The 13,707-nt window shown below is 55.4% G+C and carries 13 protein-coding genes; all 13 read left to right on the forward strand.

Annotated elements, in window-relative coordinates; genetic code table 11:
* Positions 1 to 75 precede the first annotated feature (75 nt).
* On the forward strand, positions 76 to 1,017 hold the full coding sequence (locus tag HG15A2_RS07565) for a DUF502 domain-containing protein (protein ID WP_145059356.1): 942 nt from the start codon (positions 76 to 78) through the stop codon (positions 1,015 to 1,017).
* 5 nt (positions 1,018 to 1,022) lie between these two features.
* Entirely contained in the window at positions 1,023 to 1,979 is a 957-nt protein-coding gene (gene hemC, locus HG15A2_RS07570) for a hydroxymethylbilane synthase (RefSeq protein WP_145059358.1), read from the forward strand.
* A gap of 306 nt (positions 1,980 to 2,285) precedes the next feature.
* Positions 2,286 to 3,035 carry a flagellar hook-basal body protein gene (locus HG15A2_RS07575; RefSeq protein ID WP_145059360.1) on the forward strand — a complete coding sequence of 250 codons (750 nt, stop codon included), beginning with the start codon at positions 2,286 to 2,288 and terminating at the stop codon, positions 3,033 to 3,035.
* Positions 3,036 to 3,101: 66 nt separating this feature from the next.
* The gene (gene flgG, locus HG15A2_RS07580) at positions 3,102 to 3,902 is read left to right on the forward strand and encodes a flagellar basal-body rod protein FlgG (RefSeq protein WP_145059362.1); all 801 of its coding nucleotides are present in this window, start codon (positions 3,102 to 3,104) and stop codon (positions 3,900 to 3,902) included.
* 49 nt (positions 3,903 to 3,951) lie between these two features.
* Positions 3,952 to 4,998: a flagellar basal body P-ring formation chaperone FlgA gene (flgA, locus tag HG15A2_RS07585; RefSeq protein ID WP_145059364.1), complete on the forward strand. Its 1,047-nt coding sequence runs from the start codon at positions 3,952 to 3,954 to the stop codon at positions 4,996 to 4,998.
* A gap of 29 nt (positions 4,999 to 5,027) precedes the next feature.
* On the forward strand, positions 5,028 to 5,708 hold the full coding sequence (locus tag HG15A2_RS07590) for a flagellar basal body L-ring protein FlgH (protein ID WP_145059366.1): 681 nt from the start codon (positions 5,028 to 5,030) through the stop codon (positions 5,706 to 5,708).
* Positions 5,709 to 5,771: 63 nt separating this feature from the next.
* Entirely contained in the window at positions 5,772 to 6,830 is a 1,059-nt protein-coding gene (locus HG15A2_RS07595; protein WP_145059368.1) for a flagellar basal body P-ring protein FlgI, read from the forward strand.
* Between the two features lie 73 nt (positions 6,831 to 6,903).
* Entirely contained in the window at positions 6,904 to 7,296 is a 393-nt protein-coding gene (locus HG15A2_RS07600; RefSeq protein WP_145059370.1) for a rod-binding protein, read from the forward strand.
* A 53-nt stretch (positions 7,297 to 7,349) separates the two neighbouring features.
* Entirely contained in the window at positions 7,350 to 7,883 is a 534-nt protein-coding gene (gene flgN, locus HG15A2_RS07605; protein WP_218932396.1) for a flagellar export chaperone FlgN, read from the forward strand.
* Between the two features lie 62 nt (positions 7,884 to 7,945).
* Positions 7,946 to 9,649: a flagellar hook-associated protein FlgK gene (flgK, locus tag HG15A2_RS07610; protein WP_145059374.1), complete on the forward strand. Its 1,704-nt coding sequence runs from the start codon at positions 7,946 to 7,948 to the stop codon at positions 9,647 to 9,649.
* 89 nt (positions 9,650 to 9,738) lie between these two features.
* Positions 9,739 to 12,411 (forward strand): flagellin N-terminal helical domain-containing protein, encoded by a 2,673-nt coding sequence (locus HG15A2_RS07615; protein WP_145059376.1) that lies wholly within the window; start codon positions 9,739 to 9,741, stop codon positions 12,409 to 12,411.
* A 374-nt stretch (positions 12,412 to 12,785) separates the two neighbouring features.
* A complete protein-coding gene (fliW, locus tag HG15A2_RS07620) occupies positions 12,786 to 13,226 on the forward strand; it encodes a flagellar assembly protein FliW (protein ID WP_145059378.1) in 441 nt (146 codons plus the stop codon).
* Positions 13,227 to 13,324: 98 nt separating this feature from the next.
* Entirely contained in the window at positions 13,325 to 13,561 is a 237-nt protein-coding gene (gene csrA, locus HG15A2_RS07625; RefSeq protein ID WP_145059380.1) for a carbon storage regulator CsrA, read from the forward strand.
* The last annotated feature ends 146 nt before the right edge of the window (positions 13,562 to 13,707 follow it).

A 13,707-nucleotide genomic window follows, 5' to 3' on the forward strand; every position in this document is an offset into this window, starting at 1 on the left:
AAACTCGTCGGAAAACAGCCGCTTCCCTAAGGGTTCGCCTTGTATGATGGGCGGGTATTGCGAGAATAGGGGCCGATGGAAGCCAAAGACCTAGCACTGAAGAACCTGCCCGACGGCAAGAAACGGCCCATGGACCCGTTTCGCCGAGCGGTGGTGCGCGGATTAGCCGTGCTGCTGCCGCCGCTGCTGACGATCGTAATCTTCTTGTGGATCTTGAACACGGTAGCCAATTATCTATTGCTGCCGCTGGAAAACTCTACCCGCTGGGCATTGAATCGCCAATTCGAAAAGAACATCGTTACGGAAACAGAGCTGCCTAAGGATGCTTCTATCGACAACAGCGGACAGGTGCTTGTCGGAGATATTCTCTACAAGCGCACGCCCGAAGGGAAATTCATTCCCGAGCACCACTATGACTTTGTGAAGCGACTGCGTGGCGGGAAAGCGATGCCCGAGACCGCTGCAAAGATTTATGAAGTGTACGTCGATCAGAAGTTTCTGCGTCGGCACATCGTCATCCCGATCTTCCTGCTGCTCTTTTTGCTGATTCTCTACCTGCTCGGTCGGTTCATGGCAGCCGGTGTAGGCCGGTTCTTTTGGATGCAGTGCGAGCGGGTCATTAATCGGCTACCGATCGTGCGAAACGTTTATTCGTCGGTCAAGCAGGTCACTGACTTCATGTTCAGTGAACGAGAGATCGAGTACACCCGGGTGATCGCCATCGAGTATCCTCGCAAGGGCATTTGGTCGCTTGGTATGGTTACCGGCGAAAGCCTGTTGGACATCAGTTGCGCCGCCAACGAGCCGGTACTCTCTGTGTTGATACCCACTTCACCCATGCCCTTCACGGGCTATACCGTGACGGTTAAGAAAAGCGAAGCGGTCGACTTGAACCTCACGATCGATCAGGCGTTCCAGTTTATTGTGAGCTGTGGAGTGGTCGTCCCGACAAACCAAGTAAGCCAGGCAATCGCAGCGCATGAAGCCTCACGCTCGATCACCGAAGCGGGGAGCTAGCAGCTATGTCAGCCTCTCTCTTCCAAAGCGACTCGCCGTTGCGAATCGGCACACGCGCTAGCAAGCTGGCCCGCTGGCAGAGTGACTGGGTTGCGGCTGAGCTGAAGAAACATGGTCACGCCGCTGAAATCGTGGAGATCAGCACTCAAGGCGATACCCAACAGAGCGGCTCGGTCGCTTCGCTCGGTTTGCAAGGTGTATTCACGAAGGAAATTCAGTCCGCGCTGCTAGCTGGAGAAGTGGATATCGCGGTTCATAGCCTGAAGGACTTGCCCACGGAAACGATCGCCGGTTTAAGGCTCGCAGCCGTGCCACGACGGGCTAACCCGGCTGATGCGCTCGTAAGCAGTGCGGGTAGGCTCTCCGAACTCCCAGCCGGTGCGAAGATAGGCACAGGTAGCACGCGTCGCCAAGCCCAGTTGTTGGCGGCTCGTCACGATCTTAATGTCGTGGGGATCCGTGGCAATGTCGATACACGGCTCCGCAAGCTCGACGACGGCGAGTACGACGCCATCGTGCTGGCAGCTGCGGGGCTCACCCGTTTGGGCTGGAAAGACCGCATCACCGAACTCCTCAATCCACCAACCATGCTGCCTGCGCCAGGGCAGGGTGCTTTGGGGCTGGAGTGTCGGGCCGACGACGAAGGAGTTATCGCGGCACTGTCCCTACTCGATCACGAGGAGACCCATCGGGCGACCACCGCAGAACGAACCATGCTTGCTGTGCTGGATGGTGGGTGCTCCGCTCCCATTGCTGCGTGGGGCCGGCTTGAAATGGATGACGACGAGCAACCTCAGCTCAAGCTGGATGGTTTGGTGGCGAGTTTGGATGGTACCGAGGTCCTGCGTGCTAGCACCTCCGGCAGACCGGGGCAAGCTGAGGAACTGGGTCGCATTGCGGCAGAACAATTGCTCGATCTTGGGGCGGCAGACATCATTAGGGATGCTCGGGTTAGCGACTAAGCCGCAAGCGGCAATGAAAATAGCCGCGAGCCAACGGCCCGCTGGTGTCTCGTGTTGGGTGCTGCAATTCTTGCCGCTCGTACTCTCAAGTGGCAACATTCGCCGATCACAAGAAATGCTAGCGGCGAATTCTGCCGGTGTGTAGCGCTCCGCAAGCGGGGCGGCGAAATGGAGTTCGCTTTGTAGGCCTTTGAAACAGGGGCAAAGTATGCGACGGGTGTAATTCGCCCCGATTTGGCATGCGGCGTGCATAGAAAGACCGTCACTGAACGCAGGGGGGCTACCTGCGATCCACTGACTCTTCTCATGCCATACGGAATGTACATCTCGGGCGAAGGTGCCCGCGTGCAGGCCCAACGCCTGGAAGTTATCGCCAATAATCTGGCGAACGTCGAAACTCCCGGCTTCAAGCGGGACGTGCCGATGTTCCAGTCGCGTTTCGCTGAAGCGATTCAGGACGGAACTGACTACCCAGGTAGCGGATCGCAGAACGACGTCGGTGGCGGCGTCAAGATGATCAGTACGGAGACCGACTTCTCTCGCGGCGGCATCCGGCAAACCGATACGCCCACCGACTTTGCTATCAATGGCGAAGGCTTCTTCAACGTCCGCGGCGGCGACGGGCAAGTATATCTCACGCGGGCCGGGAACTTCTCGCTCGATGCGAACGGCCGCCTACAAACCCAAACTAATCTACCTGTGCTCGACGAAGGTGGAGCGGAGATCGTGATCGATGGCACCCGTCCTTGGAGTCTCGACTCTGGCGGACGTATCACCCAAGAAGGCGATTCCAAATTGCTGGGGATGACCGAGCCACAATCGCTTGGCGATCTCGTGAAGGTAGGTAGCAATCTGTTCCGCTCGCTTGGCCCCACAACTCCCGTCGCAGGACGCGACGTTCGCCAGGGTTATCTCGAACAGTCTGGCGTAAATCCAACACGCGAAATGATGGCCATGATCGAAACGTCACGTGCGTTCGAGGCAAACACGAAAATCATCCAACACCAAGACAGCATGATCAGCGGGTTGCTGAGTCGCGTGCTGTCGAACTCGTAAAACCAAACAACATAGTTAAGTATGGACGGGCTCGGGACGAGCCGGCTCGCAACTAAGGACAATAACATGAGCGTACAAACACTTTATACTGCCGCCACTGGCATGGATGCTTTGGAAACAAAGCTCGACGTTATTGCCAATAATATGGCAAATATCAACACCACGGCCTTCAAGAAAGACCGTGCGAACTTCGAGGACCTCTTCTACCGCCAGTACCGTGCCCCTGGTGCAGTCGATGCGGATGGTAGCATTACGTCCACAGGCATTGAGGTTGGTCTTGGTACCCGTGTTTCCAGCACGCAAACCAATTACGGGCAAGGCTCGGCTCAAACGACCAATAACCCGCTGGACTTCGCAATTGAAGGACGCGGCTTCTTCAAGGTGCAGGATCCCAACGGCGGTTCGCTTTACACGCGTGCAGGCAACTTCGGTCTCAATGCAAATGGTCAGTTGGTGCTTGGCTCGGCGAATACCGGATGGATTCTTGAGCCAAACGTCAACATTCCTGACAACGCGACCAATGTCGTCGTGAGCTCCGACGGCAACGTCCAGTACAGCACCTCGGATGCTCCCGGTTTAAACAACGCGGGCCAAATCACGTTCACCAACTTTATCGATCCGGACGGTCTGCTGAAAATGGGTGACAACCTCTACAAGGAAACGGCCGCCTCGGGCAGCCCGATTGAATCCAATCCTGGTACGGCTGGTTTCGGTGTTATCCAGCAGGGCGCTCTGGAAGCCTCCAATGTCGAGCCAGTTCAAGAGCTCATCGATCTGATTACCACGCAACGAGCATTCGAGCTGAATTCACAAGTCGTGCAAGCGGGTGACCAAATCATGCAAGTCGCTACGCAACTTCGTCGTTAATCATGAGCTGAGCCGCTAACCTCCTACCAACTGTTCACCGACTGATTTTATGAAACACACTGCCCTTACCATTCTGACATACGCCCTCGTCGTGGCATTCTCGGTGGCTACTGCCACAGGTGCCGAAGTCAGACTACGGGAATTCGCCGCACCGGAAGGTAGCGTATTACTGTTGGGCGATGTGGCCGACATTCACGCGGCAACGCCTGCTCGTCGCAGCGAACTAGCAACGACGCCTCTCATGCCGTCCCCCCCGACTGGCCAACAGGTGTTTTTGAGGACGGCTCAAATCCGTGACTTGCTGCTCAGCCGTGGAGTTGATCTTCGCGGCGTGGTCTTCCTCGGGGCCAGTCGCATCTCGATCGGAGATGCTCCCGCGAATATCGGTCTTGATCGTAGCGAGCGACTTTCGCCATTAGAGCTTCGCGAAAATCTGCAAGCGGACCTCACCGCTTACCTCACTCAGCAATCGGGCTACGACCATTGGGAAGTGCAGCTCTCTCTGGGGGGAGACACTTTGCAAAAGATTTCACGCCTGCGTGGCACACCAAGCATTCGGGGCGGAAAAGCACCTTGGATCGGTCGCCAAACTTTCGAGCTATTTACGGGCGAGCAATCTCACATCGTCCCAGCAACTGTTCGTCGCAACGAGATGGCTCTGTTCGTGGTGCACAACATCGAACGCGGCATGATCGTTGGGCCTGGCGATGTAGAATTGCGAGTCACTCAGAATCGCCTGCCATCGAACGCTTGTAAATCAGTTGATGCCGTGGTTGGCATGGAAGCACGGCAGCCGTTGCGAGCAGACACGTTGTTATCGGCAGGTCAACTCGTCGCTCCACGGCTCGTGGAACGGGGCGAAACAGTAACCGTATTCGCCCGCACGGGCGGAGTTCTGGTTCGCACGCTAGGCGTTGCCCAGCAGCACGGTGCTCAGGGCGATTTGGTTCGCGTGGAAACTCTCGACGGCGACGACCGGTATGCCGCACGAGTCACTGGTCACCGCGAATTAGAAGTGTTTGCCACCGGAGTGAACGCAGGCGATCTTGCTCTACGCAATCGTCCCGCGACGCAATCGAAGACAGTCATTCGATAGTCAGAAACACACGTAACCCAGTGAATACCATGATCAGTACGCTTAAACCAACTGCCCTGGCATTGTTGCTCAGCCTGTTGTTTTCCAACAACGCGGCCACAGCTCAAGACGCCAGCCTTTTTAATCAAGGTGGCGGCCAGCAGCCGCTGACGGTGCAGGACTCTTCGTTCATTTTCAAAGAGCTTCCTCCCTCCGCTCGCCCACGCGAGCTGCAGAAGAACGACATCATCACGGTGATCGTCGACTACAACACGCGCATGCTAAGCGAAGGTGACGCTGAGAGTCGTAAAACTTCTAGCCTATTGGCAGTGCTTACTGACTGGATCCGCTTCGACGGCAAGTCCATCCAAAGTGCTTCGCAGGCAAGCGGCGATCCCTCGGTCGGTGGTACTTACAACAGCCAGTACCGTGCCGAAAGCGATGTGGAACTTCGTGACTCGCTGACCTTTCGCATTGCCGCCAAGATCGTGGACATTCGTCCCAACGGCAACTTGGTGATTGAGGCGCACTGGAACATTCAGAACAACGAAGAGCATTGGCGAATCTCGCTCACTGGTGAGGTCCGTCGCGAAACGATTCAGGCTGACAGAACCGTCACTAGCGATGCGATCGCGGACATGAACATCGTGAAGAAGGAGATGGGCCAAGTTCGCGACGGCTACGCACGCGGATGGTTCTCACGATGGTACGACACTTATAAACCGTTTTAGTTGGGTGCTGGTAATTGGGCGCAAGTCGCTAGTTTTTATAGCTGATCTTTACACGAGACTCACATGTCTAAGAAATCGTCGTTAGTTGCACTCTGTATCGCTTTGCTGTCACTCAGTTTTTTCACTGAGCAAGTAGAAGCACGTACCGCCCTCAGAAACATTTGCCGCGTGAAGGGGCAAGAAGAGAACGTGTTGCGTGGGTTAGGTCTTGTGACGGGCCTCAATGGCACGGGGGACGCGGCCGATCCGGCTACCATGCGGGCACTTGCTCGTGCGATGGAAATCATGGGCAGCCCGGTTCCCGAAGTGGCTCTCACCGCCAACGGCAAGAGCGATTTATCAAAGATCAAGAATGTAGCAATCGTGATGGTCACCGCAACCGTGCCTGCAACTGGCGCACGTAGCGGCGACAAGTTGGATTGCCACTTGAGTGCGATCAGCGGCAAGAGCCTCGCTGGTGGCCATCTGGCATTCGCTGCCCTGCAAGGCCCAAACACACGCGACCGTCGCGTTTATGCGTTGTGTGGAGGAGATATTCAACTGGACGATGCGGCACAACCACTTGTCGGTCGTATCCACAACGGCTGTCAGATGGAAGCGGACGTGTTTACACCCTTTAAGCAAGATGGTTACATCACGCTGATTCTTGATCGTCACCACGCCAACTTCCAAACGGCCACGGAAGTCGTTGAGTCGGTTCGTCGCAGCTTCTCCGACGAGAACGAAGAGATGGCCCAAGCGGTAAACGCGGCGAACATCGTCGTGCAAATTCCAGTACAGTATCGCACTGAGCCCGTTACGTTTCTGGCAGACTTGTTGGATATCAACGTGTACTCCCCAGAGCCTGAAGCTCGCGTAGTGATCAACGCTCGCACAGGCAGCATAGTGATTAGTGGCGATGTTACCATCGGTGAGGTAGTCGTATCACACAAGAACGTGGTGATCGAAGTCACCGAGCAGGCCCGCTTCGAGGCGATAGGCGACGAGCAAGCTCCCAACACGCGGCTTGACGCGTTAGTCACCGCTCTTGATTCCCTGAAAGTCCCTGCGGAAGACGTTATCGACATCATTACGGGCATCGAACGCAACGGCAAACTGCACGGGCAGTTGATTATGCAATAACGAACCGGGGCGTCCCCGACCCAGATAGGTCGTCAGAGTGAAGAAAAGCCAAATCAATTAACTAAGCAGCATCATGGAAATCAACCCAACGCAATTATCTTCCGTCAAGCCGCTACGTGCGACGACTGTAGATTCTGCTAGCAAGGGCGACCAGGGCTTAGAGCGGGCTCAAGAGTTGAAGCAGGCCTATGGCGATTTCATCGGGAAGACTTTTTTTGGCCAGTTGATGAAGTCCATGCGATCGAGTGTTGGCAAGCCGGCGTACTTCGACGGTGGGCGTGCGGAAGAAGTATTTCGTGGGCAGCTTGATCAAACTCTAGCTGACCATATGACAGTCGCCAGCTCGGATCGCATCGCAGACCCCATGTTCCGACACCAATTCCCCGAGCAAGCAGAACTACTGGCTGCTGCGGAAGAACAGAATAAGTCGGACCTTACTGATTTGTCCGCACTACGTCGTCGCTAAACGATAACGCACCAATCATTTTCGATTCTCAACGCCATAGGCAAACAACGACCGTGACCGAATCTGACAACGCTACTCCACCTGCTGAGACAACTTGGGACACCGCAGTCGCCGGTCTCATCGAACGGCTCTCGACGGCTCAAACCGGGCTGCTCGACTTACTTGCTAGCAAGCGTGAAATGCTTCAGCGGCAGGATCACGAAGCGCTAGCATCGCTAGCGCCGGAAGAAGCGGCCCTCGGGGTCGAATTAGCCGCATGCCATCAAGCGCGCGAAGCGTTGCTGACGCGGGCGGCTGGTGAGGGACTTACCGGAAAAACGCTTGCTGAGGCGAGTCAATCGTTGCCAAGCGAGGCTTCCGCTGCCTTAGTTGAACCGCTAGCAGCAGCCAAAAAAAGGTCGCAACTTATTCGTCATGAGTGTCTTGCCCAGTGGGTTGTGGTCCAGCGAACTGTGCTGCATTTGTCCCAGATGTTGGAAATTGTCGCTACTGGAGGCCGTAGTAAGCCGACTTATGACAATGGGTCGACCTTGGCGAAGGGCGTGCCACAGGCCAATAGCGGATCGCTAATGGACCGGGCCGTCTGACCGTCTAGCTTACCCGTTGACGTGTTTCAGGCTTTTCTTTTCTCACCATTTCGTTGGCAACGATGTCGCTGTTCGGTTCCATCCAGCTTGCAGGCAATGCGCTCAACGCCATGCAAATCGGTTTGCAGGTGGTTGGCAACAATATTGCTAATGCGAACACGCCGGGATACGTGCGCGAGAAGGCGATCTTCTCGCCCGCTCCCACACAGCAAATCGGAAAGCTCACGCTCGGCCTGGGTGTGGAGGTGGACGCCATTGTCCAACAGATCGACCGCTTTGCCGTCGATCGCCTCCGAGATGCGAGTGGCGATCGGGCAAGCGCGGACATTCAAGAGAAGGTGTATCGCGACATTGAGGCCATACTTGGCGAATTGTCTGATACCGACATCAGTACCGAGCTCTCGAACTTTTTCAACAGTATCGATAATGTCTCCGGGGAAGACTCCGTCCCGGTTCGAGAACTAGTCGTAGAGCAGGGCGTCACGCTCACCACAAAAATTGCAAATCTCCACCGTCGCGTCTCCGTGCTCGGCAACGATTTTAACCAACAGGTTGAGGATTTGGCGAGTGAGGTGAACACGCTCGCCGAAGAGGTTCGCCAGTTAAACCTCAATATCGTAACTATCGAGGGTGGCGAGGCTGGCAATACCGAGGCTGGCGGTTTACGTAGCCAAAGGCAATCTGCCTTGTCGCGCCTCTCTGAGATTGTGGACTTGCATGTGACTGAGGGAGCCTCGGGACTGGTCAATCTTTCTGTGGGCGGGCAGTTCTTAGTGTTCGAGGGAACTCGCTCCAAAGTGCAGGTAGACTATTCCACCGCTGATGGACAGCTTCAAGCGAAGCTTGAGTTCGTGCAAGATGGTAGCGATCTTCAAGTCTCCGGCGGCGAGCTCCATGGCATCTATCAAGCGCGCGATGGTATTGTGGGTGAGTTCCTTGGCCAGCTGGACCGTTTTGCTGGCGCGCTGGCCAACGAGTTTAACAAGCAGTTTTCCAGCGGGCAGGGCATAAGCGGCTTTCGTACGGTCACCGGCACAGAAGCGGTTTCTGACGCTGGATTCGTTCTAGATGAAGCGGGGCTCACTTTCGCACCGGTGAATGGTAGCTTCGATCTGCTACTTCATAACAAAGAGGCCGGAATCAATGGCCAGTCGACGCCGCACACGATTCAGGTTGATCTCAATGGGCTCGACGGCGATGACACTCTGACAACACTAGCCGCTAAGATCGACGCGATTGAGGGTGTAACGGCTGAGGTTACCGTCGAGAACAAACTCCGTCTATCAGCCGATTCGGCAGATGTGGAACTCGGGTTCAGTAACGACACGAGCGGAGCCTTAGCCTCGCTGGGCATCAATACCTTCTTTACAGGAGATAGTGCGGCGACTCTGGGCGTGAACCAAGAGTTGCAGAACGATGCTTCCAAATTCGCGGCGTCGAACGAGGGGATTGGCGATGGCACCGGGAATTCCGTGGCATTGGGAGCATTTCAGTATCAGGGGCTAGAGTCGTACGAAGGCAACACTGTTACTGACCTCTATGACCAACTCATTAACAGCACTACGCAAGGATCGACCGTTGCTAGCGCTGTAGCCGACGGGCTACGTAACTTTGAGGCAACACTCGATGCCAGCGTGCAATCGTTGAGCGGCGTGAATATCGATGAAGAAGCGATTGACATGATCCTGTTGCAAAGAACTTATCAGGCTTCGGCGCGGTACTTATCGACGCTGTCGGAGTTGTTGGACGTATTGATCAATATTTAAGTTAGCATTATCCGGGACCAGGACGACCCGGCTCTCACGAGCAAGTTGTATTAATTCCACCTCCATCCTTCCGCTTTCTCTCTTGAACTATGGCCGGCTCGATTCCTATTCCGACGACGCGTGCTCCGGGCATTCTTGCTCAGCAGCGTTTGGTGCAGCAGTTGCAAGCCGATCAGCTTGCACTGTTTCAGGTTCAGAATCAGATAAGTACTGGTCGTCGGATCAATTTGCCGAGCGACGACGCCCCCGCGGCCTTGCGGGCGATAACTTTGCAGCGGTTGATTGAACGCAAGGAGCAGCTGGATACCAATATTAGCACCGGGCGCAGCTTTCTAGAGAGTACGGACGCAACACTCAATTCTGTCTCGGACAGTCTGATCAAAATCCGCGGGGAGGCCTTGGGCGTTGCGGGGACCGATGTCACGCAAAGCGAACGTGATAGCGTAGCCACACTTCTTCGCCAGGATATCCAAGGGATCCTACAGTCAGCGAATACCAATTTTCGTGGTCGATATCTGTTCGCCGGGGCCCAGACTAGCTCACTGCCCTTTGAGCGAATTGACGATTTTGTCGCCTATCAGGGGGATGGCGGGGAGCTGCAAAATTATTCTGATATCGATGTGCTGTTTTCCAGCAATTCGGCAGGCTCGCAAGTCTTCGGCGGCTTCTCATCACAAGTAGTGGGCAGCACGGATCTGAATCCTCAGCTCACCGCTAACACGCCGTTGAGCAGTCTGCGGGAAGGGCGCGGCATTACTCCCAACGGCTCGATTGCCGTGTCGGATGGCACTAACATTTCGGTCGTCGATCTTAGTAGTGCTTCGACCATCGGAGATGTCGTTCGGCTGATTGAAGCCAGTCCGCCGGATGGGCGCAAGGTGAGCGCAAGCTTCAACGCCACCGGCCTGAGCGTGCAAATTGACTCGGAAGGAGGAGGCAATCTTACGATCTCGGAGTTCGTCGGCGGTCGAACGGCGAGCGAGCTAGGCATCCTCGAAGTCACGGGAGTCGGTGTGGCTCCCATCGTAGGTGGCGATCTGAACCCTGTACTCCGGCAGACAACCCGACTGGACGACTTGCTCGGTGCGAAGGCTTCTGCACGATTGATCTCTCCGGGTGACAATAACGACATTCTGTTGGAAGCTAGCGTGAATGGGGCTTTGCTCAATGGTGCCTCGATTCAGCTCGTTGACGACGATCTCCTACTCGCGTCAGCGGGCGTAGGTGCGGGAAGTGAATTCGCAGACTTCGACACCAACGCACGAGCTTCCAGTGCCTCGCTTCGTTTGAACGGAGCGGGTGACGACCTGATCGTCACGGCCAACACGCCGGGCTCTGCTTTCAACGATGTGAAGATATTCATCAATGGGCAAGCTGGCTTAGGGAATTCGGCGTTAGCTAACTACGACTCAATCAACAAACGCCTCACGATTACGATCGACGATGCAGGGGCGACTACTGCTCAGGAAGTGGTCAATGCCATCGATGGTACGGGCCAGTTTACAGCGACACACGACAACAGCGTGGAAGGTGCTTTTGATGGGGCCGCGTTACTCGACCCGACAAACATTGCTAACGTAGTGGGCGATACTGGCAAGAGTGGTGGCGACGCGAATACGTTGTATGTCCACGTGCAGAAGAATGCCACCACGGCTAACCAGGTGGTGACTGCCATTAATACTGAGGGCACATTCACCGCGCAAGCCGATCCACTCGACACGACGCTCCTCGCTCAGCAGGGCACCGGACTTGTTACCACGGGAACGGCAACGATTGCGACTGGGGGAAGTGGAGAGTCGCTCGATCTCACCTCTGGCTTACGAGTGGTCAACGGTGGGAATACCTTCGACATCAACTTTACAGGTGCAGAGACTGTTGCTGAACTGCTCAACGAACTCAATGCGGAAGAGTACGGACTCCGAGCGGAACTCAACGAAACTCGCACTGGCATTAATATCAGCACGCGCTGGAGCGGCACCGACTTTCAGATCGGCGAGAATGGCGGAACCACAGCCACCCAACTGGGAGTGCGTTCGTACACGGAAGATACCAAGCTAAGCGGCTTGAACTACGGTGTTGGCGTGCCTGCGAAAGACGGCGATGATTTCACGATTATTTCGCAAGATACCGGCGGACTAGATGTAGCATTGACGTTCGACGTATCGAGCGCAAGCTCCGTAGGAGACGTGATCGACCTCATCAACACGCACCCGGCAAACAATACCGCTGGTGTTGCCCTGAGGGCTCAGCTTACTGCTACTGGCAACGGAATCGAGTTGGTTGACGAAAACCCCACAGGTGCGGGCACCCTAACGGTGACTTCCGAGTTTGGAAGCGAGGCAGCTGAATACCTCGGTCTGACTGACGAAACGGGAGACCGAGTTAGCACTACCGGCACGCTCACTGGCGATGACCAACTATTCCTGGAGGCCGATAGCGTATTCAACACGCTCGTTCGTCTCGAGAGAGCGCTCACGACCGGAGACATTCAGGGAATCGGTCGCGCACTAGACAAGCTCGACGACGACATTGATCAAGTCGCTTCCGCACGTGCCAATGCAGGTGCTCGCGTTCAAGGACTGAACGTGACTCAGATCAATCTTGAAGATGAAGAAGTCCAACTACGTGCGGCATTGTCTGAACAGATTGACGTGGATTTGGTGGATGCTATCTCACGACTCACGGCACGTCAAACTTCGCTGCAAGCATCCTTGCAGACAACAGCAAATCTCCTGCAGTTGTCGTTGTTGAACTTCCTCTAGAAGCCTTTCGCTAACCGCGGAGAAAGTTCTCCAGAGGCATACCGTATTTGTAAGCCGCCGAGCTTGCTTGCCGTGTATGTTCGCGGCAAGCAAGTTCGGCGGTTTATAAAACATTACCACGAGAACGACATATTCCCAACTGTTGGACCAGATTGCCCTTCCGGTTAGGTAAACTTGTTGGCTGGTAAGGCGTAGGTTTCGCGTATCGGGTGGAACTTTACTCTTTTCGCTGGCCAATCTCGATCGCCGGAGACGAAGAACACCAACGGAGGCCCCAGATAGGTACAAGTTGCCTAGTCGACGGCTCCTACGATGAATACCGTGGAGAGAGTTAACTGATTGATGGGCAAACCAGGAAGGTTTGGGCTGAGAACATGGAAGTAAAGACCTCACGATTTGGCGTGTTGCGGGTACTGCCGCAGGATCTGATTACCTTCGAGCAAGGAATCGTTGGATTTCGCGAGTTGCGGCGTTGGTGCCTGCTCTCGGATGCTGATTGTCCGACGCTGGGTTGGTTGCAGAGCGTTGATACTCCCGAAGTAGCCATGGGCATTGTCAGCCCGCGACGATTCGTGCCGGAGTACCAACTGCGAGCGGCCCGCCAGGATTTGCAAGATTTGAACCTGCAGGCCGAAGGCGACGCCCAAGTGGTGGTGATTGTCAGCCGGCACGAGGAGGGCTTCAGCCTGAACCTGCGTGCCCCGATTGTAGTCAATGTAGAGAATCGTCGTGGATGCCAAGTGGTTTCCCGCGACCCGTTGCCCGTCCAGCGATTGCTACCTGTTCCCCAGACAGTTCTACGCCGGACGGCCTAGAGAGCATCGCTACCGTTACCCATTCACAAACATCCCAAGACTCACCAACGAGTTTTCCAAATCAACGCGGCCACAACGGCTGCCAGGGCGGTTTTGCCATGTTGGTCCTATCCAGACAACGCGACGAGAGCATTATTATCGGTGACAACGTAGTCATCACGATTGTGGACGTGCGCGGCGATAAGGTGAAGCTAGGGATCGACGCGCCTCAGGAAATCCCCGTACATCGTCGTGAAGTGTACGAAGCGATTCGCCGCGAGAACGAGCAAGCCGCCAAGCTGCGGCCTGATGAAGTCCGTTCGCTGAACAAAATCCCTAAGGATCAACGCTCGTAAGTTGCTTGGTCAAACACCAGCACGAAGCGCAAGTTAGTGAATGTTGTCACGGTACGCAACTTATTCACTCGCTGGCGCTTCGTGCTCGTATTGCCAGAATGATTCGCCAAGGTGGGCAAACCCCGCCGTTCTCAACGGGCAACCGC

It is taken from the genome of Adhaeretor mobilis (genome assembly GCF_007741515.1).
GTDB lineage: Bacteria > Planctomycetota > Planctomycetia > Pirellulales > Lacipirellulaceae > Adhaeretor > Adhaeretor mobilis.

Excerpts from the sequence above, each read along its gene's own strand:
- flgK (WP_145059374.1), top strand. The coding sequence starts at position 7,946 with ATGTCGCTGTTCGGTTCCATCCAGCTTGCAGGCAATGCGCTCAACGCC.
- HG15A2_RS07590 (WP_145059366.1), top strand. The coding sequence starts at position 5,028 with ATGATCAGTACGCTTAAACCAACTGCCCTGGCATTGTTGCTCAGCCTG.
- HG15A2_RS07615 (WP_145059376.1), top strand. The coding sequence starts at position 9,739 with ATGGCCGGCTCGATTCCTATTCCGACGACGCGTGCTCCGGGCATTCTT.
- hemC (WP_145059358.1), top strand. The coding sequence starts at position 1,023 with ATGTCAGCCTCTCTCTTCCAAAGCGACTCGCCGTTGCGAATCGGCACA.
- flgG (WP_145059362.1), top strand. The coding sequence starts at position 3,102 with ATGAGCGTACAAACACTTTATACTGCCGCCACTGGCATGGATGCTTTG.
- HG15A2_RS07575 (WP_145059360.1), top strand. The coding sequence starts at position 2,286 with ATGCCATACGGAATGTACATCTCGGGCGAAGGTGCCCGCGTGCAGGCC.
- fliW (WP_145059378.1), top strand. The coding sequence starts at position 12,786 with ATGGAAGTAAAGACCTCACGATTTGGCGTGTTGCGGGTACTGCCGCAG.
- HG15A2_RS07565 (WP_145059356.1), top strand. The coding sequence starts at position 76 with ATGGAAGCCAAAGACCTAGCACTGAAGAACCTGCCCGACGGCAAGAAA.
- HG15A2_RS07600 (WP_145059370.1), top strand. The coding sequence starts at position 6,904 with ATGGAAATCAACCCAACGCAATTATCTTCCGTCAAGCCGCTACGTGCG.
- HG15A2_RS07595 (WP_145059368.1), top strand. The coding sequence starts at position 5,772 with ATGTCTAAGAAATCGTCGTTAGTTGCACTCTGTATCGCTTTGCTGTCA.
- flgA (WP_145059364.1), top strand. The coding sequence starts at position 3,952 with ATGAAACACACTGCCCTTACCATTCTGACATACGCCCTCGTCGTGGCA.
- csrA (WP_145059380.1), top strand. The coding sequence starts at position 13,325 with ATGTTGGTCCTATCCAGACAACGCGACGAGAGCATTATTATCGGTGAC.